Annotated in this window: 25 protein-coding genes; 14 read left to right on the forward strand and 11 right to left on the reverse strand. The window is 74.0% G+C overall.

Annotated elements, in window-relative coordinates; translation table 11 throughout:
- Positions 1-49: 49 nt before the first annotated feature.
- Genes aroC through aroB form a run of 3 tightly spaced genes read left to right on the forward strand, consistent with a single transcriptional unit; the run spans position 50 to position 2,827 of the window.
- The gene (aroC, locus tag BLU82_RS10085; protein WP_092619257.1) at positions 50-1,246 is read left to right on the forward strand and encodes a chorismate synthase; all 1,197 of its coding nucleotides are present in this window, start codon (positions 50-52) and stop codon (positions 1,244-1,246) included.
- Entirely contained in the window at positions 1,246-1,746 is a 501-nt protein-coding gene (locus BLU82_RS10090; protein ID WP_092619260.1) for a shikimate kinase, read from the forward strand. The genes aroC and BLU82_RS10090 overlap by 1 nt, the downstream gene beginning before the upstream one ends.
- Positions 1,736-2,827 (forward strand): 3-dehydroquinate synthase, encoded by a 1,092-nt coding sequence (gene aroB, locus BLU82_RS10095; RefSeq protein WP_092619263.1) that lies wholly within the window; start codon positions 1,736-1,738, stop codon positions 2,825-2,827. Before BLU82_RS10090 ends, aroB begins: the two co-directional genes overlap by 11 nt.
- An 85-nt stretch (positions 2,828-2,912) precedes the next feature.
- On the opposite strand, the gene BLU82_RS10100 is transcribed toward aroB, so the two are convergent.
- Entirely contained in the window at positions 2,913-3,431 is a 519-nt protein-coding gene (locus BLU82_RS10100; RefSeq protein WP_157740783.1) for a pyridoxamine 5'-phosphate oxidase family protein, read from the reverse strand.
- 67 nt (positions 3,432-3,498) lie between these two features.
- On the opposite strand from BLU82_RS10100, the gene BLU82_RS10105 reads away from it, so the two are divergent.
- A complete protein-coding gene (locus BLU82_RS10105) occupies positions 3,499-4,416 on the forward strand; it encodes an aldo/keto reductase family oxidoreductase (RefSeq protein ID WP_092619269.1) in 918 nt (305 codons plus the stop codon).
- A 20-nt stretch (positions 4,417-4,436) separates the two neighbouring features.
- The gene (gene aroQ / locus BLU82_RS10110; protein ID WP_092619272.1) at positions 4,437-4,871 is read left to right on the forward strand and encodes a type II 3-dehydroquinate dehydratase; all 435 of its coding nucleotides are present in this window, start codon (positions 4,437-4,439) and stop codon (positions 4,869-4,871) included.
- Between the two features lie 3 nt (positions 4,872-4,874).
- Here aroQ and BLU82_RS35595 read toward each other — a convergent pair whose 3' ends face one another.
- The 4 genes from BLU82_RS35595 to BLU82_RS10130 are packed head-to-tail and all read right to left on the reverse strand — an operon-like array spanning position 4,875 to position 6,789.
- Positions 4,875-5,504 (reverse strand): ribosomal protein L7/L12, encoded by a 630-nt coding sequence (locus BLU82_RS35595; RefSeq protein ID WP_092619275.1) that lies wholly within the window; start codon positions 5,502-5,504, stop codon positions 4,875-4,877.
- Between the two features lie 16 nt (positions 5,505-5,520).
- Positions 5,521-5,967 carry a type II toxin-antitoxin system VapC family toxin gene (locus BLU82_RS10120; RefSeq protein WP_092619278.1) on the reverse strand — a complete coding sequence of 149 codons (447 nt, stop codon included), beginning with the start codon at positions 5,965-5,967 and terminating at the stop codon, positions 5,521-5,523.
- On the reverse strand, positions 5,964-6,269 hold the full coding sequence (locus BLU82_RS10125; RefSeq protein ID WP_069114769.1) for a toxin-antitoxin system HicB family antitoxin: 306 nt from the start codon (positions 6,267-6,269) through the stop codon (positions 5,964-5,966). The genes BLU82_RS10120 and BLU82_RS10125 overlap by 4 nt, the downstream gene beginning before the upstream one ends.
- 40 nt (positions 6,270-6,309) lie before the next feature.
- A complete protein-coding gene (locus BLU82_RS10130) occupies positions 6,310-6,789 on the reverse strand; it encodes a hypothetical protein (RefSeq protein WP_092619281.1) in 480 nt (159 codons plus the stop codon).
- Positions 6,790-6,887: 98 nt separating this feature from the next.
- Between BLU82_RS10130 and BLU82_RS10135 the strand changes: the two genes are divergently transcribed.
- From BLU82_RS10135 to BLU82_RS10155, 5 genes are all read left to right on the forward strand, one after another.
- Positions 6,888-7,997 carry a Xaa-Pro peptidase family protein gene (locus BLU82_RS10135; protein WP_092619284.1) on the forward strand — a complete coding sequence of 370 codons (1,110 nt, stop codon included), beginning with the start codon at positions 6,888-6,890 and terminating at the stop codon, positions 7,995-7,997.
- Between the two features lie 40 nt (positions 7,998-8,037).
- Positions 8,038-8,598 (forward strand): elongation factor P, encoded by a 561-nt coding sequence (gene efp / locus BLU82_RS10140; protein WP_092619287.1) that lies wholly within the window; start codon positions 8,038-8,040, stop codon positions 8,596-8,598.
- Between the two features lie 12 nt (positions 8,599-8,610).
- Complete coding sequence (gene nusB, locus BLU82_RS10145) at positions 8,611-9,021, forward strand: transcription antitermination factor NusB (RefSeq protein WP_092619290.1); 411 nt, start codon at positions 8,611-8,613, stop codon at positions 9,019-9,021.
- Between the two features lie 86 nt (positions 9,022-9,107).
- On the forward strand, positions 9,108-10,028 hold the full coding sequence (locus tag BLU82_RS10150) for an NAD(P)-dependent oxidoreductase (protein ID WP_092619293.1): 921 nt from the start codon (positions 9,108-9,110) through the stop codon (positions 10,026-10,028).
- Complete coding sequence (locus tag BLU82_RS10155; protein ID WP_092619296.1) at positions 10,025-10,948, forward strand: RNA polymerase sigma-70 factor; 924 nt, start codon at positions 10,025-10,027, stop codon at positions 10,946-10,948. Before BLU82_RS10150 ends, BLU82_RS10155 begins: the two co-directional genes overlap by 4 nt.
- A gap of 23 nt (positions 10,949-10,971) precedes the next feature.
- Here BLU82_RS10155 and arfB read toward each other — a convergent pair whose 3' ends face one another.
- Entirely contained in the window at positions 10,972-11,397 is a 426-nt protein-coding gene (arfB, locus tag BLU82_RS10160; protein WP_231947751.1) for an alternative ribosome rescue aminoacyl-tRNA hydrolase ArfB, read from the reverse strand.
- A gap of 118 nt (positions 11,398-11,515) precedes the next feature.
- On the opposite strand from arfB, the gene BLU82_RS10165 reads away from it, so the two are divergent.
- Genes BLU82_RS10165 through BLU82_RS10175 form a run of 3 tightly spaced genes read left to right on the forward strand, consistent with a single transcriptional unit; the run spans position 11,516 to position 14,932 of the window.
- The gene (locus tag BLU82_RS10165) at positions 11,516-13,225 is read left to right on the forward strand and encodes an FAD-dependent oxidoreductase (protein ID WP_092619302.1); all 1,710 of its coding nucleotides are present in this window, start codon (positions 11,516-11,518) and stop codon (positions 13,223-13,225) included.
- Complete coding sequence (locus BLU82_RS10170; RefSeq protein ID WP_092619305.1) at positions 13,222-14,598, forward strand: adenylate/guanylate cyclase domain-containing protein; 1,377 nt, start codon at positions 13,222-13,224, stop codon at positions 14,596-14,598. Before BLU82_RS10165 ends, BLU82_RS10170 begins: the two co-directional genes overlap by 4 nt.
- A 22-nt stretch (positions 14,599-14,620) precedes the next feature.
- Positions 14,621-14,932: a DUF3817 domain-containing protein gene (locus BLU82_RS10175; RefSeq protein ID WP_197682848.1), complete on the forward strand. Its 312-nt coding sequence runs from the start codon at positions 14,621-14,623 to the stop codon at positions 14,930-14,932.
- On the opposite strand, the gene BLU82_RS10180 is transcribed toward BLU82_RS10175, so the two are convergent.
- Complete coding sequence (locus BLU82_RS10180) at positions 14,898-15,710, reverse strand: SURF1 family protein (protein ID WP_157740785.1); 813 nt, start codon at positions 15,708-15,710, stop codon at positions 14,898-14,900. The genes BLU82_RS10175 and BLU82_RS10180 overlap by 35 nt on opposite strands.
- A gap of 186 nt (positions 15,711-15,896) precedes the next feature.
- Between BLU82_RS10180 and BLU82_RS10185 the strand changes: the two genes are divergently transcribed.
- Complete coding sequence (locus BLU82_RS10185; RefSeq protein ID WP_157740787.1) at positions 15,897-16,658, forward strand: hypothetical protein; 762 nt, start codon at positions 15,897-15,899, stop codon at positions 16,656-16,658.
- Positions 16,659-17,497: 839 nt separating this feature from the next.
- On the opposite strand, the gene BLU82_RS10190 is transcribed toward BLU82_RS10185, so the two are convergent.
- From BLU82_RS10190 to BLU82_RS10205, 4 genes are all read right to left on the reverse strand, one after another.
- Positions 17,498-19,048, reverse strand: coding sequence for an ATP-dependent DNA ligase (locus BLU82_RS10190; protein ID WP_092619317.1), 1,551 nt, complete (start codon positions 19,046-19,048; stop codon positions 17,498-17,500).
- A 94-nt stretch (positions 19,049-19,142) separates the two neighbouring features.
- Positions 19,143-20,513: a S1C family serine protease gene (locus tag BLU82_RS10195; protein WP_092619320.1), complete on the reverse strand. Its 1,371-nt coding sequence runs from the start codon at positions 20,511-20,513 to the stop codon at positions 19,143-19,145.
- 40 nt (positions 20,514-20,553) lie between these two features.
- On the reverse strand, positions 20,554-22,056 hold the full coding sequence (locus BLU82_RS10200; RefSeq protein WP_231947752.1) for a HAMP domain-containing sensor histidine kinase: 1,503 nt from the start codon (positions 22,054-22,056) through the stop codon (positions 20,554-20,556).
- Positions 22,053-22,742: a response regulator transcription factor gene (locus tag BLU82_RS10205; protein WP_092619324.1), complete on the reverse strand. Its 690-nt coding sequence runs from the start codon at positions 22,740-22,742 to the stop codon at positions 22,053-22,055. The genes BLU82_RS10200 and BLU82_RS10205 overlap by 4 nt, the downstream gene beginning before the upstream one ends.
- Between the last annotated feature and the right edge of the window lie 60 nt (positions 22,743-22,802).

Raw genomic sequence — 22,802 nt, forward strand, 5'->3', positions numbered from 1 at the left:
AGGCGGACGCCGGTCGGGACGGGCGGGCGGAGCGTGGGAGAATCCGAGCATGCTCAGATGGCTGACAGCGGGGGAGTCGCACGGCCCGGCCCTGGTCGCGATCCTCGAGGGACTTCCGGCCGGGGTCGAGGTCACGACCGCCGACGTCGACGCGGCGCTGGCGCGGCGGCGGCTCGGGTACGGCCGTGGCGCCCGCATGAAGTTCGAGGCCGACGCCGTCACGCTGGTCGGCGGGGTGCGGCACGGCCGGACCATGGGCGGCCCCGTCGCCATCGAGGTGGGCAACACCGAGTGGCCCAAGTGGGAGCAGGTCATGTCGGCCGACCCGGTCGACCCCGAGGTGCTCGACGGGCTGGCGCGCAACGCGCCGCTGACCCGCCCGCGCCCCGGCCACGCCGACCTCGCCGGCATGCAGAAGTACGGCTTCGACGAATCGCGACCGGTGCTCGAGCGGGCCAGCGCCCGCGAGACCGCCGCCCGGGTGGCCCTCGGCGCCGTCGCGTCGGCGTTCCTGCGCCAGGCCTACGGCGTCCGGCTGGTCAGCCACACGGTCGAGCTGGGCACGGTCGCGGTGCCGGCCGGCTCGCCGCTGCCCGGGCCCGACGACGTCGACTACCTCGACGCCGACCCGCTGCGCTGCTTCGACGTCGACACCAGCAAGCTCATGGTGGCCGAGGTCGACGCCGCGCACGACGAGGGCGACACCCTGGGCGGCGTCGTCGAGGTGGTCGTCACCGGCCTGCCGCCGGGCGTCGGCAGCTACGTGCACGGCGACCGCAAGCTCGACGCGCGGCTGGCCGGCGCGCTCATGGGCATCCAGGCCATCAAGGGCGTCGAGGTCGGCGACGGCTTCGAGCTGGCGCGCACCCGCGGGTCCAAGGCGCAGGACGAGATCATGCCGGTCGACGGCGGGGGCGTGCGGCGCACGTCGGGGCGCTCCGGCGGCATCGAGGGCGGCATGTCCACCGGCGAGACGCTGCGGGTCCGCGCCGCGATGAAGCCGATCTCGACGGTGCCGCGCGCGCTGCGCACCGTCGACACCGCCACCGGCGAGGTCGCCAAGGCGCACCACCAGCGCTCCGACGTCGCCGCCGTGCCCGCCGCCGGTGTCGTCGCCGAGGCCATGGTCGCGCTGGTCGTGGCCGAGCTGGCGCTGGAGAAGTTCGGCGGCGACTCCGTCGCCGAGACCGCACGCAACCTGCGCGCGTACCTCGACGCCATCCCGTCGCGGCTGGAAGTGCGCTGATGGCGCCGCGCGTCGTCGTCATCGGCCCGCCCGGAGCCGGCAAGACCACCGTCGGCACGCTGGTGGCGCGTCGCCTGGGCACCCGGTTCCGCGACACCGACACCGACATCGAGCGGGTGGCCGGCAAGCCGATCACCGACATCTTCGTCGAGGACGGCGAGCCGGCGTTCCGCGCGCTCGAGCGCGACGCCGTCGCGGCCGCCCTGACCGAGCACGACGGCGTCCTCGCGCTCGGCGGGGGCGCGGTCGTCGCGGCGGAGAACCGCGCGCTGCTCGCCGGCCACGTCGTCGTCTTCCTCGACGTCGGCCTGGCCGACGCCGTCTCGCGGGTCGGCATGAACCGCGACCGGCCGCTGCTGCTGGAGAGCCCGCGGGCCCAGCTCAAGCGGCTGCTCGACGAACGCCGGCCGGTCTACGCCGAGGCCGCCACGGTCACCGTCGACACCGCCGGACGCGACCCCGAGGACATCGCCGACGAGGTCGTCAAGCATGTCCGCTGACACCGCCGCGCCCACGCGGGTCCGCGTCGGCGGCGAGCACGCGTACGACGTCGTCGTCGGCACCGGCCTGCTGGGCGAGCTGCCCGGCCTGCTCGGCGACGGCGTCCGGCGGGTCGCCGTCATCCACCCGGGCGCGCTGCGCACCACCGCCGACGCCGTCCGCGACGACCTCGTGGCGCAGGGCTTCGAGGCGCACGCCGTCGAGGTCCCCGACGCCGAGGACGCCAAGACCGCCGAGGTGGCGGCGTACTGCTGGTCGGTGCTCGGCCGTATCGGCATGACCCGCTCCGACGCGATCGTCGGCATCGGCGGCGGCGCCACCACCGACCTCGCCGGCTTCGTCGCGGCGTCCTGGCTGCGCGGCGTGCGCTGGGTGCCGGTGCCGACGACGGTGCTCGGCATGGTCGACGCCGCGGTGGGCGGGAAGACCGGCATCAACACCGCCGAGGGCAAGAACCTGGTCGGCGCCTTCCACCCGCCGGCCGGCGTGCTGTGCGACCTCGCCGCGTTGTCGTCGCTGCCGCCCAACGAGTACGTCGCCGGCCTCGCCGAGGTGATCAAGGCCGGCTTCATCGCCGACCCCGCGATCCTCGACCTCGTCGAGGCCGACCCCGCCGGCGCCGCGCGGCCGGACGGTCCGTACGTGCGCGAGCTCGTGGTGCGGTCGGTGCGGGTGAAGGCGGACGTGGTGGGCGCGGACCTGCGCGAGTCGGGGCTGCGCGAGATCCTCAACTACGGGCACACGCTCGGACACGCCATCGAGAAGCTGGAGCGGTACAAGTGGCGCCACGGCGCCGCCGTCTCCGTCGGCATGGTGTTCGCCGCCGAGCTGGGCCGCCTCGCCGGCCGTCTCGACGACGACACCGCCGACCGCCACCGCCGCGTCCTCGAGCTGCTCGGCCTGCCCACCACCTACGACGGCCAGGCCTGGCCGCGGCTGCTCGACACCATGCGCATCGACAAGAAGACCCGCGGCGACCGGCTGCGGTTCGTCGTGCTCGACGCGCTCGGCAAGCCGGGCATCCTCGAGGCACCGGACCCGCAGCTCCTGACGGCGGCCTTCACCGAGGTCGCACGCTGACCGTCGCAGGTAGGGGCGACGGCCCCTCCCGGTACCGACACGACTGACGGCCGATCGCCGGGGTAGCGCTCTACTGCGTCGCGAGCTAGTCCGAGGGCCGCTCCCAGCGCCACCGGGTGGGGTTGTAGTCCTCGCCCTCGGCCGACCCGTAGCCGAACCCCTTCGACGGCGTCAGCGCGTAGACGTCGAACGGGCCCGGCCCGGCCGTGGGCGCACCCTCGGCGTGGAAGGCGCCGTCGTGGATCTCGACCGGCCAGTCGTACTGGTCGAGATAGCGGGCGGCCGCCGCCCGCAGCACCGGTTCGTCGCGCACCGGCACGGCCCGGCCCTCGACGGCGAGGTCGATGCCGGCGGCGTTGACGGACACCACGCACCGGGCGTCGGCGGCGAGGTTGCGCCCGGCGACGCTGCCCGGCCACGCGGCGAAGTGGAACCGGCCGGCGACGACCACGCCCAGGATGGGCACCACGTGAGGCCGGCCGCCGGGACGCACCGTCGACAGCCAGTACGTGTCGGCCGCGGCCAGCGCCGCCACCGCGTCGGCCCACGGCCTGGTGCCGGAGCCGTCGCTGACCATCGAGCTGGTCTGCGGTTCATCGCTCATGATCGCCATCCTGGCACCGGCCACCGACAACGTCACCCGGCCCGCGCGCGCCGGATAGGCTCACCGGGTGGAGTACATCGACATCGGCGGGTCGGGGCTGCGCGGCTCGGCCGTCGCGCTCGGCTGCATGCGCATCGACCAGTTGCCCGAGGGCGAGGTCGCGAGCCTCGTCGGCGCCGCCGCCGACGCCGGCATCACGATGTTCGACCACGCCGACATCTACGGCGGCGGCCGCTGCGAGGAGGTGTTCGGCGCGGCGCTGGCGCAGACCGGCCTGCGGCGCGAGGACATCGTCGTCCAGACGAAGTGCGGCATCCGCGACGGTTTCTTCGACTTCTCAGCCGAGCACATCCGCACGTCCGTCGAGGGGTCGCTGCGCCGCCTGGGCACCGACTACGTCGACCTGCTGCTCCTGCACCGCCCGGACACCCTGATGGAGCCCGACGAGGTCGCGGCGGCCTTCGACGACCTCGTGACGGCGGGCAAGGTGCGCCACGTCGGGGTCAGCAACCAGAACCCGGCCCAGCTGGAGCTGCTGCGCGCCCACGTCCGGCAGCCGCTGATCGCGAACCAGCTGCAGTTCGGCCTCGCGCACACCGCGCTGGTCGACTCCGGCCTCAACGTCAACACCGGCTTCGACGCCGGTGTGGTCCGCGACGGCGGCGCGCTGGAGTACTGCCGGCTGCACGGCATCACCATCCAGCCGTGGTCGGTGCTGCAGCACGGCCACATCGCCGGGACGTTCCTCACCGACCCCGGCTTCCGCGAGCTGAACGACGCGCTGGCGGGCGTCGCCGCCGAGCACGGCACCACGCCGGGCACCATCGCCGTCGCGTGGATCCTGCGCCACCCGGCCCGCATGCAGCCGGTCGTCGGCACGACGAAGCCGGCCCGGGTCGCCGAACTGGCCCGCGCGGCGCACATCGAGCTCGACCGCGAGACCTGGTACGCGCTCTACCGGGCGGCGGGCAACCGGCTCCCCTGAGGCACCGATAGGGTCGGGCCGTGACGACGCGCGTACTGGTGCTCAACGGTCCCAACCTCGGTCGCCTGGGGTCCCGCGAGCCTGACGTCTACGGCAGCACGACGTTCGCCGGGCTGGTGGAGCGGTGCCGCAAGACCGCCGCCGGTCTCGGCCTCGACGCCGACGTGCGGCAGACCGACGACGAGGCGGAACTGGTGCACTGGCTGCACGAGGCCGCCGAAGCGGGCACGCCGGTCGTGCTCAACCCGGCCGCGTTCACGCACTACTCCTACGCGCTGCGCGACGCGTGCGCGCAGCTGCGGGCGCCGCTGATCGAGGTGCACATCTCGAACCCGGCGGCACGCGAGGAGTTCCGCCACACCAGCGTCGTTGCCTCCGTCGCCACCGGCACGGTCGCCGGGTTCGGGCTGGGCTCGTACGACCTCGCGCTGCGCGCCGTCGCCGACCTCGTCTGAGCGTCACATCCGGTCGACGATCTCCTTCGCCCGCCGCAGGTCCAGCTCGGGGGCGTTCTCGAGCAGCAGCTTGATCGCCTGGATCTTCTTGCCCTGAGCGACCAGCGCCTGCACCCGCCCCATCACCTCGTCGGTCGGGTCGGCAGCCGGGCCGGCGACGTCGAGCGCGGCGACGACGCCGGACTCCTCCATGCGCTCGACGGTGTCCTTGGCCTGCTTGAGACCGAGGCCGGTGTGCTCGCGCAGCACCTTGATGGCCTGGATCTTCTTGCCCTGCGCGACCAGCTGCTGGATGTGCGCCATCGCCTCGGGCGTGACGGCGTCGGCGGACGGCCGCGCCGGCGCGGCGGGCGCGGGCAGCCCGGCCTGCAGCCGATCGACGTACTCCTTGGCGTCCTTGAGTCCGAAGCCGGTCCGCTCGCGGACCAGCTTGACGGCGGGGATCAGCCTGCCCTCGGCGAGCAGGGCGCGGACGGCGTCGTCGAGGTCCGGGCGGTCCAGGACGGCCGCCGGGGCGGAGCTCGCAGGCGGCGTCGCGCCCGCCGCGTCGACGCGGGCCCGCCGCAGGACGATGCCGAACCCGAGCACCAGCGCGGCACCGAACGCGATGACGACGATCAGCCAGAGGTCCACGCGACGACCGTACCGGTCAGATGGCGACGAACCCGAGATCCGCGGCCGCAGCGCGCTGGGCGGGATCGTGCGAGGCGAAACCGACCCGCTCGCCGGAGCGGACCAGCGGCCGCGCGGCGAGGTCGGCGATGGCCAGGTGCATGGCGTCGAACGCGCGGATGCCGAACCGGCGCACCAGCACCCGGGCGGTGTTCTCGGTGTCGAGGGCGTCGGCCCGGATCAGCGCGATGGGCCCGGTGGGGGAGACCTCCTCGTACAGCTTGGCCAGCAGCGTGTCGACGTCGCCGAGGCGGCGGGTGCGCGCGGCCCGGACCAGCGCCGACGACGCCTCGAGCAGCGCCAGCGTGGACGTGACGAGCAGCGTGCGGCCCTCGATCAGCCCGCGCGCGACCGCGTGGCGCGGCTCGTCGGCGAGGTAGGAGCGCACCAGCACCGAGGAGTCGACGTAGGTGAGCATGCTCATCGGCCGTCGGCCCAGAGCTCGTCGACGACCGGGCCGACGCCCTCGGTGTCCTTCAGCGCGCGGACGAACTGCGCAGGCGGGACGGACGGCGCCGGGCTCTCGACGAGGACGCCGAGGTCGCGGGCCTTCTCGCGCAGCTCGAGGCGGCGCACGTCGATGTCGTCGTCGGACGGGGGAGGCGGCGGCGCGGCGGCGGAGAGCACCTTGTTGGCCAGCGCGTTGATGGAGACGCCTTCACGCTGGGCGCGCGCGGCCAGCCGCCGGTGGAGATCGTCGGGGATCCGCAGCAGCAACTGACGCATGCCCGGATGATATCACCGGCACGTGTCGTGATAGCAAGGGTCAGAGCGCGTCGAGGAACCGCCGGGCGTCGCGGCTGTTCATGCCGGTGCGCTCGCGCAGCAGCCTGATGGCGGCCGTGCGGCGCAGGCGGTCCTGGCTGACCAGCCGGCGCAGCGTGGCCAGCAGTTCAGCGTCGATGGCGCCGCGGCGGCGGGCCGGGGTGGCCGGCGCGGTGCTGTCGGGCTCGGGCTCCGGGAACACCTGGCCCGCCTGAAGCGCGTACACGATGGCGGTAGCCTGCGGGTGTGGGAGGTGTGCCCGCTTCTGCAGGTTTTTGACGGCTTGGTCGGTATTGCCGCGTGAGGCGACATCGCGAACCTCGTCCTGCAACTCGCGGGGGAGACGCACACCGGGGGGCGGCGTCAAGGACGAAGACAAGGTGCGTGCGGTGGTTGTCTCGGGCCCACGCCGAATGACGAGAAAGCTCATGACGAGGGCCAGGATGACGATGACGACAAGGCCTAGGATGAGCATGATCATGAGCGTAGTCGAGCACTGATCAACTGCGAAGCACCCGTCTCAATTATTGAAATACGACAGCATCGATGCAGGTCAGAGTGGATGGAGAGGGACACAAGATGGCGGAGACCCACGCGAGACGACGCGCCGAACTGGCTCGGAAGCTGGTTGATGACAAGCTCGACGCGGCGCTAGTCACAAGCCTGGTCAACGTCCGCTATCTCACCGGCCTCGACAGCAGTAACGCGGCATTGCTCCTGACCTCGGACGGTTCGGCCGTGCTCGCCACGGATAGCCGTTATTCTACGGCCGCGAAGGCCGTCGCAGAAGACGTCGAGCTGGTGGTCGAACGGGGTGTCGCGACGTCCCTCGCCACGCGTGCGGCGAAGGCCGGGGGGAGTCTACGGCTGGGCGTCGAGGAACAGGCCGTCACCCTCGAGCTGTGGGAGTCGATGCGTGCGGCGCTCGACGCCGAGGCGGGCACGGTCGAGACCGTCCACCTCGGCCGGGCGGTCGAGCAGCTGCGCGCCGTCAAGGACGAGGACGAGCTGGGCCTGCTGGCGCAGGCGTGCGCCATCTCCTGCCGGGCGCTGGAGGACCTCTGGGCCGCGGGCGGGTTCGCCGGGAGGACGGAGAAGGAGATCGCACGCGACCTCGAGTGGCGCATGTTCGGCCACGGCGCCGACGCCGTCGCGTTCGAGACCATCGTCGCGACCGGCCCCAACAGCGCCGTCCCGCACCACCGGCCGACCGAGCGCGTCGTCGAGCGCGGCGACCTGCTGAAGATCGACTTCGGCGCCGCCTACCGCGGCTACCACGCCGACTGCACCCGCACCTCCGTCGTCGGGGCCGAGCCGCAGGACTGGCAGCGCGAGATCTACGACCTCGTCGCCGCCGCCCAGCAGGCCGGCGTCGACACCGTCGCCGTCGGCGCCGAGTGCATGTCCGTCGACCACGCCAGCCGTGCGATCATCGACGACGCCGGGTACAAGGAGAACTTCGGGCACGGCACCGGGCACGGCGTCGGCCTCGAGGTGCACGAGGCGCCGACGCTCGGTTACTCGGCGGCGGGTACACTGGCCGATCGCATGGCTGTGACCGTCGAGCCCGGGATCTACCTGCCCGGCCGCGGCGGCGTCCGCATCGAGGACACGCTGGCGGTTCGAGCCTCCGGCGCATCCGAACTGTTCACGCCCACCACCAAGGACCTGCTGATCCTGGACGCCTGACGCGGCCGGGACCCCGAGACGACAGAAGGCATCGAACGACGTGGCGACGACCAACGACCTCAAGAACGGCATCGTGCTCAACCTCGACGGGCAACTGTGGAGCGTGGTGGAGTTCCAGCACGTCAAGCCCGGCAAGGGTGGCGCCTTCGTGCGGACGAAGCTGAAGAACGTCCTCTCCGGCAAGGTGGTCGACAAGACCTTCAACGCGGGCGTCAAGGTCGAGACCGCCAACGTCGACCGCCGCGAGATGACCTACCTCTACCGCGACGCCGACGACTTCGTGTTCATGGACACCCAGAGCTACGAGCAGACGCACGTCTCCGCCGCCGTCGTCGGCGACGCCGCGAACTTCATGCTCGAGAACCAGGACGCCACGGTCGGCCTGCACGACGGCACCCCGCTGTTCGTCGAGCTCCCGGCGTCGGTCGTGCTCACCATCGAGTACACCGAGCCGGGCCTGCAGGGCGACCGCTCCACCGGCGGCAACAAGCCGGCCCGGCTCGAGACCGGCTACGAGGTGCAGGTGCCGCTGTTCATCACCAGTGGCGAGAGGGTCAAGGTCGACACCCGCGACGGTTCGTACCTCGGCCGCGCCGGCTGACGAGGCCGACGCATGCCCGCCCGGAGCCGTGCCCGTAAGCGCGCTCTCGACATCCTGTACGAGTCCGAGCTGCGCGGGCTGACGCTCGGCGCGACCCTGGCGCACCGCATGGCCACGGCCGAGCAGCCGCTGCACGAGTACACCGTCCAGCTGGTCGAGGGCGTCATCGCGCACCGCGACCGCATCGACGATCTGATCTCGACCTACTCCGAGGGCTGGACGCTGGAGCGCATGCCCGCGGTCGACCGCAACGTGCTGCGCATCGGCGTCTACGAGGTCCTCTACCGCGACGACGTGCCCGACCCGGTGGCGCTGGACGAGGCGGTCACGCTGGCCCGCGACCTCTCGACGGATCAGTCACCGACGTTCGTCAACGGCCTGCTCGGCCGGCTGGTCGCCATCAAGCCGAGCCTGAGCGCGTAACCGCGTCCTCCGCCCGTGTCACAGCGGCCCGGGCTGTCTTGTCTCAGATCTCGAGGACGGATTCCGAGATCGGGACGGTGAGGGTCATGCGGGTGTTCGTGGCGGGCGGCACGGGTGTCGTGGGGCGGCGGCTGGTTCCGCAGCTGGTGGCTCGGGGTCACCAGGTGACGGCCACGGCGACGACGCCGGGCAAGCTGGCACTGCTGGAGCAACTGGGCGCCGACGCGGTGCTGATGGACGGGCTGGACGCGGCGTCGGTCGGCGAGGCTGTGGCGGCGGCCCGCCCCGACGCGATCACGCACCAGATGACCGCCATCGGCGGCAAGGCCGACATGAAGCACATGGACCGGTGGTTCGCCACCACCAACCGGCTGCGCACCGAGGGCACCGACCACCTGCTGGCCACCGCCGAGGCGACCGGGGTGTCCAACGTCGTCGCGCAGAGCTACGGCGGGTGGAACGGCATCCGCCGGGGCGGCTGGGTCAAGACCGAGGAGGACCCGGTCGACCTGTGGGAGGGCACGGTCGCGCACCCGGTCATGGCGGCGGCCCGCCACCTCGAGGAGGCGGTCGTCAAGGCGGGCGGCGCGGCGCTGCGGTTCGGCTGGCTCTACGGTCCGGGTGCCATGGACTCCCTGGTCGGGCCCGTGCGCAAGCGGCAGTTCCCGATCGTCGGAGGCGGCGCCGGCCACACCTCGTGGCTGCACGTCGACGACGCGGCGAGTGCTACCGTGCTGGCCCTGGAGCAGCAGGCCGAGGGGGTGTTCAACATCGTCGACGACGAACCCGCCTCGGCCGCCGTCTGGCTGCCCTACCTGGCCGGGGCCGCCGGTGCGAAACCGCCGATGCGGATCCCGTCGTGGCTGGCCCGGCCGCTGGCCGGCGACGCGGTGGTGGGGTTGATGACCGAGGGACGCGGCTTCTCCAACGCCAAGGCCAAGCGGCAGCTCGGCTGGCAGCCGCGCTACCCGTCCTGGCGCCAGGGCTTCAAGGCCGAGCTGGCGTGAGGCGGGTCGAGGAGTTCGAGCAGCTGCGGCCGCTGCTGTTCGCGATCGCCTACCGGCTCCTCGGCAGCGTGGCCGAGGCCGAGGACGCGGTCCAGGAGACCTGGCTGCGCTACCAGGCGTCACCGACCCAGCCCGTCTCGGTCAAGGCCTACCTGTCGGCCACGGTGACCCGCATCTCGATCAACGTGCTGCGATCGGCCCGCGTGCGGCGGGAGGAGTACGTCGGGCCGTGGTTCCCCGAGCCGCTGCTGGCCGACCCCTACTCCGACCCCGAGCGCTCCGCGGAGCTGGCCGACTCGATCTCGATGGCGGCCCTGGTGGTGCTCGAACGGCTGACCCCTCTCGAGCGGGCCGTCTTCGTGCTGCGCGAGGTGTTCGGCGTCGGCTTCGCCGAGATCGCCTCGACGGTGGGGCGCTCGGAGGCGGCGTGCCGCCAGCTCGCCGTGCGGGCGCGCCGTCACATGGACGAGGGCCGGCCCCGGTTCGAGGCCGACCGCGGCCAGCGCGAGGAACTCGCCGCCCGGTTCTTCGACGCCTGCCGGGACGGCGCCGTGGACCGGCTGCGGGACCTGCTCGCCGCCGACGTCCAGATGGTCGGCGACAGCGGCGGCAAGGCACCGCAGTGGGGCCAGGGCGTCTTCGGCGCCGAGCACGTGGCCCGGATGCTCGCCGGGTTCGCCCCGGCCTTCACCAAGACCGGCGTCGTCGTGACGCCGCACGAGGTCAACGGCCAGCCCGGCGCGATCTTCCGCGACCGCGACGGCAAGGTCGTCAACACGTTGGCGCTCGACATCGTCGACGGGCGGATCCAGACGATCCGCGCGGTGGTCAACCCCGACAAGCTCCGGCACCTGGGCCCGGTGGCCGACGCCCGGGCGGTCGTCCGCGAGGCGAACCGGGCCCGCCGGCCGGCGGACTGACCCTGGGGCGTGCGGCGTGGCGCTCAGCCGTCGTCGGGACGGCGGCGCAGGCGTTTGGTCTCGCCGGTGCGGCGCTTCTGCTCCACCCGGCGGGCCCGGGCCGACCGCGACGGCTTCGTGGGGCGGCGCGGCGGCGGTGGCGGGCGCAGCGCGTCGTCCAGCAGCCCGGCCAGCCGGTCCGCGGCCGCCTCGCGGTTGCGCAGTTGCGATCGGTGCTCCGACGCGACCACCGTCAGCACGCCGTCGACGAGGCGGTGCCGCAGCCGCTCGGTCAGCCGGTCGCGCTGCGCCGGGCTGAGCACCCGTGAGCCGGCGACGGAGAAGGACAGCTCGACCCGTGAGTCGGTGGTGTTGACGCCCTGCCCGCCGGGCCCGCCGGCTCGGGAGAACCGCCACGACAGCTCGTCGTCGGGGATGACGAGCGTCTCGCGGACTCGGACCGGCGCCACCTGCCCATTCTCTCCCGTCACGACCGGCCGCAACCGCACCCACGCGCCGTAGACTCGCCACCAAGCGGCCGGCGGGCACGTCCGGCCGCCACCTTCGGGGGGAGGTGCCGGCGTGGCCATGTCCGTCCAGCCTGACCACCGGCGACCGGCGCTGCTCGTCATCGAGCACGAGCACGACGCCGCCGGGCAGGACCGCATCGCCGACCAGCTGCGGCGGCGCTACGGCGGCGACTACGACGTCGTCGACGAACGCAGCGACGCGGCCGGGCTGACGACGCTGGAGTCGCTGCGCGACCGCGGACTGCAGGTCGCGCTGGTCCTGTGCGACCGCCCGGCCGGCGGCCCGGCCGCCACGGACACCGTCTTCGCGCAGGTCAAGCAGCTCTACCCGGAGGCGAAGCGGGCGCTCGTCGTCGACTGGGGCGCGTGGGCCGACCGCGAGACCGCCGAGGCCATCCACAGGCTGATCGCGCTGGGCCGCATCGACTACTACGCGCTGCGGCCGTGGCACTCGCCGGACGAGTACTTCCACCGCACGGTCACCGAGTTCCTGCTCGAGTGGGAGCGGGCGGTCTCCGTCGTCCCGCGCGAGGTGACGGTGGTCGCGCAGCGCTGGTCGCCGCGCGCCCACGAGCTGCGCAGCCTGCTGGTCCGCAACGGCGTCCAGCACCAGTTCCACGCCTCCGACACCGACGAGGGCCGCGTGGCGCTCGCTGCGGCCGGCCTGGCGGACGTGACGGCGCCGGTGGTGCTGCTGCACGACGGCCGGGTGCTGGTCGACCCCACGAACAGCCAGCTCGCCGACGCGTACGGGGTGAGCACGACCCTCGGGGACGAGACCGACTTCGACGTCATCGTCGTCGGCGCCGGGCCGGCCGGGCTCGCGGCCGCCGTCTACGCGTCGTCGGAGGGACTGCGCACGCTGGTGGTGGAGCGCGAGTCGATCGGCGGGCAGGCCGGGTCCAGCTCGCTGATCCGCAACTACCTCGGCTTCGCCCGCGGCATCAGCGGCGCCGAGCTGGCCCAGCGCGCCTACCAGCAGGCCTGGGTCTTCGGCACGACGTTCCTGCTGATGCGCGAGCTGGTCGGCCTCACACCCGAGGACGGCTGGCACGTGCTGACGGCGGCCGACGGGCAGCAGGCCCGGGGCCGCGCCGTGGTCCTGGCCACCGGCGTCAGCTACCGGCGCATCGGCCTGCCGGCGCTGGAGGCGTTCGAGGGCGCCGGGGTGTACTACGGCGCGTCGGTGTCGGAGGCGCGGGCCATGCTGGGCCAGCCGGTGTACGTCGTCGGTGGCGGGAACTCGGCCGGGCAGGCCGCCATGCACCTGTCCCGCTATGCCGCGTCGGTGACCCTGCTCGTCCGCGGCGCGTCGCTGGCCGACAGCATGTCCCGGTACCTCGTCGACGCCATCGAGGCGGCCGGCGTGCGGGTGCGGCTGCGCACCGAGGTCGTCGACGGCGGCGGCACCGGCCGGCTGGCGTGGCTGGAGCTGCGCGACCGCGACACCGGCGAGACCCGCACCGAGCCGGCGGCCGGGCTGTTCGTGCTGATCGGCGCCGAGCCGCACACCGCCTGGCTGCCCGAACGCATCGAACGCGACCAGTGGGGCTACCTGCTCACCGGCGCCGACGTCATGGACAGCCACGCCGCGCGGCGCTGGCCGCTGCAGCGCCAGCCGCTGATGCTCGAGACCTGCGTCCCGGGCGTGTTCGCCGTCGGCGACGTCCGCCGCCGGTCGGTGAAGCGGGTTGCGTCCGCCGTCGGGGAGGGGTCGGTGGTGATCCAGCAGGTGCACCAGGTGCTCGCCGCCGCGGACCGCCCGTGACCGGCCCGGCCGAGACCCCGTCGCGCGCCGTCCCACGGCCGTGGGCCGCCGCCCTGCTGGTCGCGCCCGTCGCCGGGCTGGTCGTGCTGCTGGCCCGGCCGGCGTGGGACGTGATGTGGCAGCACCACCGGGCGCACTTCTGGCTGGTGCTCGGCGCCGCCGCGGTCAGCGCGGCGCTGGCGTACGCGACGGGGACGGCGGCGCGGCGGCGCAACGACGCGCGGGTGTTCCTGGTCTCGCTGGCGTTCCTGGCCGCTGCCGGGTTCCTCGGCCTGCACGCGCTGGCGACGCCCGGCGTGCTGCTGGACGGCTCGAACGCCGGGTTCGCGCTGGCGACGCCGGTCGGGCTGCTGGTGGCGGCGGTGTTCGCGGCCGTCTCGGCGACCGAACTGGGCGGCGGCCGGGCGCACGCGGTGATGCGGCGGTCCGCGCTGATCCGCGGCGCCCTGCTGGCGGTGATGGTGCTGTGGGGCGCGGCGTCGGTGGGCGGGCTGGCGCCGCTGGACGACCCCGCGCCGCCGGAACGGGCGTCCGGGCCGCTGGTCTGGCTCGCGGTGGCCGCGCTCGTGCTGTACCTGTTCGCCGTCGTCCGGTACCTGCGGCTGCCCAGCCACCCGGGCTCGGTGACGCTGCTGCTGGCGATGGCGTCCGCGTTCGTGTTGCTGGCGGAGGCGTCGGTGGCGGTGGCGCTCGGCCGGAACTGGCACGCCAGCTGGTGGGAGTGGCACCTGCTGATGCTCGCCGCGTTCGCGCTGGTCGCCGTCAGCGCGCAGCGCCAGTGGTACGAGGAGCGGTTCGCCGGCCTCTACCTCGGCGAGACCGCGCGGGCGACCCGCGAGGTGTCCATCCTCTTCGCGGACCTGCAGGGGTTCACGTCGTTCTCCGAGCGGAACCGCCCCGAGGACGTCACCGAGATGCTCAACGCGTACTTCACCAGCGCCATCCCGCCCGTCGTCGAGCGGCACGGCGGCACCGTCGACCGGCTGGTCGGCGACGCGCTCATGGTGACGTTCAACCGCGACGGCGGCCAGCCCGATCACGCGCGGCGGGCGGCCGCGGCCGGGCTGGCGATCCAGGAGGTGACGGCGGCGGTCGCGGGCGCGCATCCCGGCTGGCCGCGCTTCCGCGTCGGCGTCAACACCGGCGAGGTCGCCGTCGGGATCCTCGGCACCGCCGGGGGCCGCACGTTCACCGTCATCGGAGACGCCGTCAACCTCGCCGCCCGGCTGGAGAGCGCCGCGCCCGTCGGCGGCGTGCTGATCGGCGCCGAGACCGCGCGGCAGCTGGCCGGCGCGCGGACCGAGCGGGTCGAGGGCCTGGAGGTCAAGGGCAAGACCGGCGTCGTCGAGGCGTACCGCCTGCTGGGACTCTGAGCGGCCGGGCTACCCTCGCAGGGTGCGTCGAGATGCCCTGCCCTTCTACCGCGTCATGGCCTACACCACCGGCGTGGTGCTGCTCCTGCTCTGCACAGCGATGTTCGTCCGCTACGGCCCGCCCGGCGACGCCACCATGAGCCGCACGGTCTCGCCGATCCACGGCTGGCTCTACGTCATCTACCTGGTCGCGACCGGCCTGCTGGTGCACCAGCGCGGCTGGAAGGCCAGCTGGGCGGTGCTCATCGGGCTGGCCGGCACGGTGCCGTTCGCGTCGTTCTTCGCCGAGCGGTTCGTGGTCAGGAAGGCGCGTGAGACGGAGCGGGTGCGCTGACGTCGTCGCCGTCCTGCTCCTCCGCGGCCGCGGCCTCGGCCTTGCGGCGGGTGCGGACGCCGTTGCGGACGATGCTCACCCAGAAGATCACCGCCGCCAGCGCGAACACCCACCACTGGGCCCAGTAGGAGAGGTTCTGCCACGGGCTGACGTCGCGGATGGGCGCGACGGCGTCGACGTCGAGCGCGACGGGCGCGGCGGCCGGCTCGGGCGACTCCTCGCGCAGCAGCAGGTACCCGTGCAGGGCGGTGGACTCGCTCACGCCGGCCCGCTGGGCCAGCTGGTCCGGCGCGATGTAGGGAACGCGGCCCTCGTCGACCTGCTGCCCGGTGCGGACGGTCGCGTGGTCGGGCGTCTCGGGCGGCAGCAGGTAGCCGGTGACGGTGACCTCGCCGGACGGGACGGCCACGCCGGCGTCGTCGGGATCGTCGACCCAGCCGCGCAGCACCGGCACCACCATGCCGTCGTCCGTCAGCAGCGGCGTGACAACGAACGAGCCGAGCGTGCCGTCGTGCACCCGGCCGGGGACGAGCTGCTGCTGGGCGGCGACGTACGTGCCGGAGGCGACGGCCTGCCGGTCGGCGGAGTCGCCCAGCTCGGCGCCGGGCGCGGCCAGCTCGGCGACGGCGACCGGCTCGCGGTCGCGCAGTTCGTGCCGTCCGCTGCTGTCCTGGTAGACGTCGGCCTGCCACCAGCCGAGCAGCAGGCAACCCGCGACCGCCGCCACCGCGACGACGTGTAACAGCAGCCAGCGTGGCGTCAGCAGGAACCGGTACACACTCACACCGTAGCCGCCGGGTGGGTGGCCCGGTGCGTGCGGGGGAGCGGCGGTGGGCAAGATCAGACATTTATGTCCGGATGGGCCAATGATCGCCGTCGCCGGTTGGGTAGGCTTCGAACAGTCTCGTTCGGGGGACGGGCAACGTGCACCCTGGTGAACGATCACGATGGAGAGAAGATCGAGATGAGCCGACCGCACCCGCTGAGCGCGATGAAGGAGTGGGAGTGGTCGCAGGCATGGGAGCAGCAGCAGGAGATCGTCGATCGGCTGCACGCCAAGCGCGGCTCGTGGCTGCCCAACGTCGTCGAGAAGCGTCCCTGGGGCGCCGTCCGGTGGACCTCGGGACGGCCCACGCATGCGGCCACGTCCGGTCAGGCGGTCCCCGAGACGTTCGCGGTGCTGCGGCCCGGGCTGAACGACCAGCCGCTGCGTGACCGCGTCGCCGAGGCGCTCGCCCAGCCGGCCCCCATGTTCCAGGTCGTCGGCATCGGGCTGCGCCGCCACCAGCTGATCCCGGCCATCGCCGGCGCGGCGGCCGGGGCGGTGCTGCTGATCGTGCTGGCGCTGCTGCTCGGCCTCGGCGCCGTCGGCGCCATCCTCGGCCTGCTCATCGGCGTCGCCGGCGGCGGCGTGGGCGGCGCGGCGCTCGGCCAGTACCTGTTCGACCGCGAGCGCGACGCCGTCCTCAAGGAGGGCGAGCGCGTCCGCGTCGTCACCGGCCGCTACGCCCCCACCTCCTGGTCCCGCCTCGTCGACGCGACCACCGGCCTCGAGACCGCCGCCACTGCCGCGGCCGACGACCAGACCGGCAACGCGGTGCAGACGGCGCTCTGGGAGGCGGCGGGTCTGCTGCTGCGCTCCTCCGACCACACCGGCGTCGAGGTCCTGGCCGACGGCATGGAGCGGCTGGCCCAAGCCCACCGCGGCATCAGCGGCGGCCGCTGACCGATCGCCCTCGCGCCGACCGACCGCACGCTGGCCGACCGCACGCTGGCCGACCGCACGCTGGCCGACCGCACGCTGGCCGACCGCACGCTGGCCGACCGCACGCTGGCCGACCGCACGCTGACCGGCCGTCGGCGGGATCGACCCGGCCGGCGGATCGGCGCGGGTTCGTGGCGCGACGTAGTCGGTGCCCGCCCGTAGGGTGGGCCCCACCCGGGCCGGGAGGGGTCTACCTACCACCGCGCGACGCCTGCGCAGTGTCGTTGCTGAACCCCGCGTGGCTTTCGGCACCGTGCGGCTGCGGCCCGGCCCGCTCGCCATGATCATCAACCTTTTGTGCTGCTATGACAACGCAGAAGGTTGATGAAACTCGCAGGCGGCCAGTGGACCGGGGCCAGCAGCGAAGCCGGTAGCCGAACCGACCGACGCAGGCCAGAGGTGGCCAGCGGACCGCGACGAGCGGCGGAGCCGGTAGCCGACTCACGAGCGCACCCGGCGGCGGCCAGCGGACCGGGACCCGCAGCGAGCCGGCAGCCGAACCGACGCAAGCCAGAGGCGGCCAGCGGACCGCGACGAGCAGCGGAGCCGGTAGCCGAAACACCGCCCAGCAACGGTGAGAGGCCAGCGGACCCGAACCCGAGCAGAGCTGGAAGCCGGGCCCATTTTCGGCCGGCCCCCTGACGCTGCTTGAACGGGAGCGCGGGTGGCCGGGTCAAGCGGTCCTCCATCGCGCGAAGCGCCCAACCACGAGGTCCGCTTGAGGCGGCCACCCGCGCCCCCGACACTGGAGAGCAGCAGGGGCAGGCCCACGCGGCAACCCCAAAGAACGAGCGCCCCGCCTACCCGGACACCGGCCCGCGGATCTCCAGCACCGACTCGATGGTGTCGGCTTCGGCGGCCGGTTTGTCGGGACGGTGCCGCAGGACGCGGGCGAACCGCAGCGCCACCCCGGCCGGATAGCGGGGCGACGTCTGGACGCCGTCGAAGGCGATCTCGACCAGCAGCTCCGGCCGCACCTGGACCACCCAGCCGTCGGTGGGCCCGGACGCCAGCGCCTGCAGCTCGGCCGTCTGCCACGTCAGCATGGCGTCGGTGAGCCCCTTGAACGTCTTGCCGAGCATGACCCACCCGCCGGCCGGGCCGTACGCGCCGGACGGGTCGCGCGCGCCGAGGTGCAGGTTGGACAGCCACCCCTGCCGCCGCCCGTGACCCCACTCGGCGGCGAGGATCGCGAGGTCGAGGGTGTGCCGCGGCTTCACCTTCAGCCAGCCGGCCCCGCGCCGCCCCGCCTCGTAGGGGACGTCGAGGCCCTTGACGATGACGCCCTCGTGGCCCTGGGCGATGGCGTCGTCGAAGAAGGCCCGCGCCTCGGGGACGGAGGCCGTGACCAGCCGCGGCACCCGAAGCGGCGCGGGCACGACGGAGGACAGCGCGGCCCAGCGCTCGGTGCCGGGCGCGCCGATGAGGTCGGCGCCGTCGACGTGGAGGGCGTCGAAGACGAAGAGGGACAGCGGCACCTTGGCCCGCGCCGCCGCGACGTCGACCCGGCTGCTGACGCGCGAGCCGGTGCGCTGGAACGGCAGCGGCCGGCCGGCCGGGCCTAGCGCGATGGTCTCGCCGTCGAGCACCACGGACCGGACGGGCAGCGCCAGCGCCGCCTCGACCAGCTCGGGCACGTTGGCGGTGATGTCGTCGAGCGTGCGGGTGAACACGGCGACGTCGCTGCCGTCGCGGTGGATCTGCACCCGGACGCCGTCGACCTTCCACTCGACGGCGGCCTCGCCGGTGCGCCCCAGCGCCTCGGTGATGTCGGGCGCGGGGGAGGCCAGCATGGGCCGCAGCGGCGACCCGACCGTCAGCCGGAAGGACGCCAGCCCGTCGGCCCCCGACGCCAGCACGGCGGCCGCGACGGGCACCAGCGCCCCCGCGACGGTGACGGCCCGGCGCACGTCGACGGCCGGTACGGACGAGGCGCGCGCGACGGCCTCGGTCAGGACGCCGTCGAGCGCTCCCTGGCGCAGCTCACCGGAGACCAGCCCGGCCAGCAGCCGCTGCTCGGACGCGGTGGCGCGGGCCATCAGCTCCCGGAACCGCTCGCGCCGCGCTGCGGTGGAGCCCTTCCCCGACAGCTCGGCCAGAGCGCCGAACGAGGCGTCGACCTCCAGCACCGACAGCGACGCCGACGAGGACGGCGGCGGCAGGTCGCGCAGCGACGCGTAGCCGAGGCCGGTGCGCCGCTGCCGCAGCTCTCCGGCGAGGTAGCTGGCGACCACCGCGGCCTCGCCGGGCGCGGCCCGGCGCAGGCAGCCGGCGAGCAGGTCGGTCTTCGCCAGCCGCCCGGAGACCCCGGCGACGGCGGCGGAGGTGTCGGCGACGTCCTTCAGCAGCACGATCCCAGTCTGCCCGCCGGCACTGACAAACGGCGACGCCCCCAGAGCACGCACCAGGCTCTGGGGGCGTCGGTCTCCCGGACGACGGCGTGGTTCAGCTGCTCTGCGCGTCACTGCCCAGGGTCACCGTGGCGGTGTGCTCCTGGCCATCGCGGACGTACGTGAGCTCGATGTCGTCGCCGGGACGGTGCGACCGGACGGCCGCGATCAGGGAGGTCGCGTCGGTGACGACGCGGTCGCCGACGTGGGTGACGACGTCACCCTCCTGCAGCCCGGCCTCGGCACCGGCGCTGCCCTCGTTGACCTGGGCGATCTCGGCGCCGCGGACGTCGCCCCGGGCATCGCCGACGCCCACGCCGATCTGCGCGTGGGTCGGCTGGTCGCCGTTGCGCAGCTCCTCGATGATCGGCTTGGCCTGGTCGATCGGGATGGAGAAGCCCAGGCCGATCGAGCCGTTGCCGCTGCCGGTGGTGAGGATCGCGCTGTTGATGCCGACCACCTGGCCGTCCATGTTCACCAGCGGCCCGCCCGAGTTGCCCGGGTTGATCGGCGCGTCGGTCTGGACGGCGTCGATGACGGAGTTCACGCCGGCCTGCGGCTGGCCCTCGCTGCTGGCCGCCATCGGGCGGTTCAGCGCGGACACGATGCCGGTGGTGACGGTGCCGTCGAGGCCGAGCGGCGAGCCGATCGCCACTACCTGCTGGCCGACGGAGAGGTCGCCGGAGTTGCCGAGCTCGGCCGCCTGCAGGCCGGAGACGTCCCGCGCCTTGATGACGGCGAGGTCGGTGAGCGGGTCGGTCCCCACGACCTCGGCCTCGGCGGTGGTGCCGTCGGAGAACGTCACCTGGACGGTGCCGCCCTCGCCGACGCTCTCGACCACGTGGTTGTTCGTGACGATCTCGCCGTCGGAGGAGATGATGAAGCCGGTGCCACCGGCCTCACCGAACTGGCTCTGCGCGCTGATCGACACCACGCTCGGCAGCACGTCGGCGGCGACGGCCGAGACGCCCGTCAGGTCCGACGCCTGCTGGCTGTTGCCGCTGGTGTTGCTGAGGTCGCTGCGGGTGACGGCGTCGTTGCCGTTGCCGCCGTCGTCGTCGTTGACGTAGGCCGCGACACCGGCTCCGGCCGCGCCACCGATGATCGCGCCGAGCGCGACGCCTGCCAGCACGAGCGGCGCGCGACGGCGCTTCGGCTCGGGCTTGCGGTCGCCGTCGCCGAGCACGGGCTCGTGCGGCGGCGGGGAGCCGGCGGCGCCGGCCTCGGTGGGCTCGGCCGCGGCGGGCTGCTCGCCGGCCGTCGGCGGTGTGCTCCAGCCGCTGCGCGGGAGCTCGGTGGTGGGAGCCTGAGCAGGCGCGGCGCCGGCCGGGGTCCCCGCGGGCGGCGGGGGCACGGGTGCGGTCGGCAGCGTCGTGGTGCTGGCCGAGCCCTGGGGCTCGCCGGAGGTGCGGTTCACGTCGTCCATGTCTCCACCGTGCCCGGCGTCTCTGAGAGCAGGCTGAGAGTCAGTCAAGAGCAGCCGAAGAAGCGGCCGGCAGCCGCATCGTCAGGCGCGCGCCGCCCGACGGGGCCCGTCCGGCCTCGACGCTGCCGCCGTGCCGCTCGGCCGCCGCTTTGACGATGGCCAGCCCCAGCCCGGACCCGGGCAGCCCGCGCGCCTCCGACGACCGGTAGAAGCGGTCGAAGACGCGGGGGAGGTCCTCGTCGGCGATGCCCGGTCCCTCGTCGCAGACGTCGAGGACGCCGTCGTGCAGGGTGACGGTGACGGTGCCGTGCGGCGGGCTGAACTTGGCGGCGTTGTCGAGCAGGTTGGTGGCCGCGCGGCCGAGCTGGGTGGCGTCGCCGGCGACGACCCAGCTCCGCAGGTCGGCGGAGAACGCGACGCCCGGCGCGCGGCGGCGCACCCGGCTGAGCGCGTCGCGGACCACGTCGGCGACGTCGACCTGTTCGTGCGACGCGGCCGGCGCGTCCTCGCGGGACAGCTCGACGAGGTCGCCGACCAGCGTGGACAGCTCGACGGCCTGGGCGCGGGTGTCGGCGATCAGCTGGGCGCGATCGGCGTCGGACAACCCGCCGCTGGCCTCGCTCTGCGCCAGCAGGTCGAGGTTGGTGCGCATGCTGGTCAGGGGGGTGCGCAGCTCGTGCCCGGCGTCGGCGACCAGCCGCGACTGGCGCAGCCGGGCCTCGCTCAGCGCCGCCAGCATGGCGTTGAAGGCGTGCGCGAGGCGGGCGATCTCGTCGCTTCCGGTGACCTCGATCGGCTCGAGCTGTCCCGTGGCGGCGACGTGCTCGGCGGCCTGGGTGAGCTGGCGGACGGGGCGCAGCCCGGCCCGCGCGATGGACAGCCCGGCCCAGGTGGCGAGCACGATGCCGACGCCGCCGGCGATGAACGACACCAGCCGCAGGCGGTCGAGCAGCTGCTCGGTCTGGGCGGTCGGCTGGCCGAGCACCAGCGCGAACCCCGGCTGGCCCGGCACGGCGACGACGCGGTAGCTGTCGCCGGCGAGGTCGGCGGTGCGGACGCTCTCGCGGCTCTCGCCGCGGGCGACCGCGAGCTCCTGGTCGCCCATGGGCGGGGTGGTGTCGACGCCGCGAGCGATGACGGCCGTGCCGTTGGCCTGGAGCAGCGCGATGCGGACGTCGGTGGCCACGATGGCCGCGCCGGGGATGTCGGCCAGCTGCTGAGGGTCGCCGAGCGTGGTCGAGACGGCGCTGCGGGCGCGGTCGAGCAGGTTCTGGTCGACGCTCGACTGCAGCTGCGACGACACCGTCAGGTAGGCCGCCAGCGCCGTCAGCGTGACGGCCAGGCCGACGCCGAGGGCGGCCAGCGCGCCGACCCGGGTGCGCAGCGACAGCCGGGACGCGAACCCGGTGGACTGCGCGTCGGGCGGCGGACCGGACGGCGCGCCGTCGGGCGGACCCGGCGGCACGGACGAGCGCCTGGCCGGCGGCGGGGGTGGGACGGCGTTCGACGGCGACCAGACGCGGCGGGCGGCGTCGCTGGTCACGGCGGATCCTCGCGGGCGACGTAACCGACCCCGCGGACGGTGTGGATGAGCCGCGGCTCGCCCTGTTCCTCGGTCTTGCGGCGCAGGTACCCGACGTACACCTCGAGCGAGTTCGCCGTGGTCGGGAAGTCGTAGCCCCACACCTCCTCGAGGATGCGGTCGCGGGTGAGCACCTGCCGCGGGTGCCGCAGCAGCAGCTCGAGCAGCGAGAACTCGGTGCGGGTGAGCCGGATGGCGCGGCCGCCGCGGGTGACGTCGCGGGTGCCGGGGTCGAGGACGAGGTCGCCCATGCGCAGCTGCGGGCCGGTCGACGGGTCGGCGGCGGGCGCGGCCCGGCGCAGCAGCGCCCGCAGCCGGGCCAGCAGCTCCTCGAGCGCGAACGGCTTGGGCAGGTAGTCGTCGGCGCCGGCGTCGAGCCCGGACACGCGGTCGGAGACCTCGTCGCGAGCCGTGAGCATGAGGATGGGGAGGTCGTTGCCGGCGGCACGCAGCGCGCGGCAGGTGGCGAGGCCGTCGAGGCGCGGCATCATGATGTCGAGGACGACGGCGTCGGGCGGATCGGTGCTGATGGCGCGCAGCGCCTCCTCGCCGTCGCCGGCGAGGTCGATCTGGTAGCCGTTGAACGCCAGCGACCGGCGCAGCGACTCGCGCACGCCGGGATCGTCGTCGACGACAAGTACTCGCATGCCCTCAGTCTGCCCGTCCGACGTGAGAAACGCCTGAGAGCGGCGGAAGAACGACGACGG

The sequence above is a fragment of the Jiangella sp. DSM 45060 genome, from assembly GCF_900105175.1.
In the GTDB taxonomy this organism is placed as follows: Bacteria; Actinomycetota; Actinomycetes; order Jiangellales; family Jiangellaceae; genus Jiangella.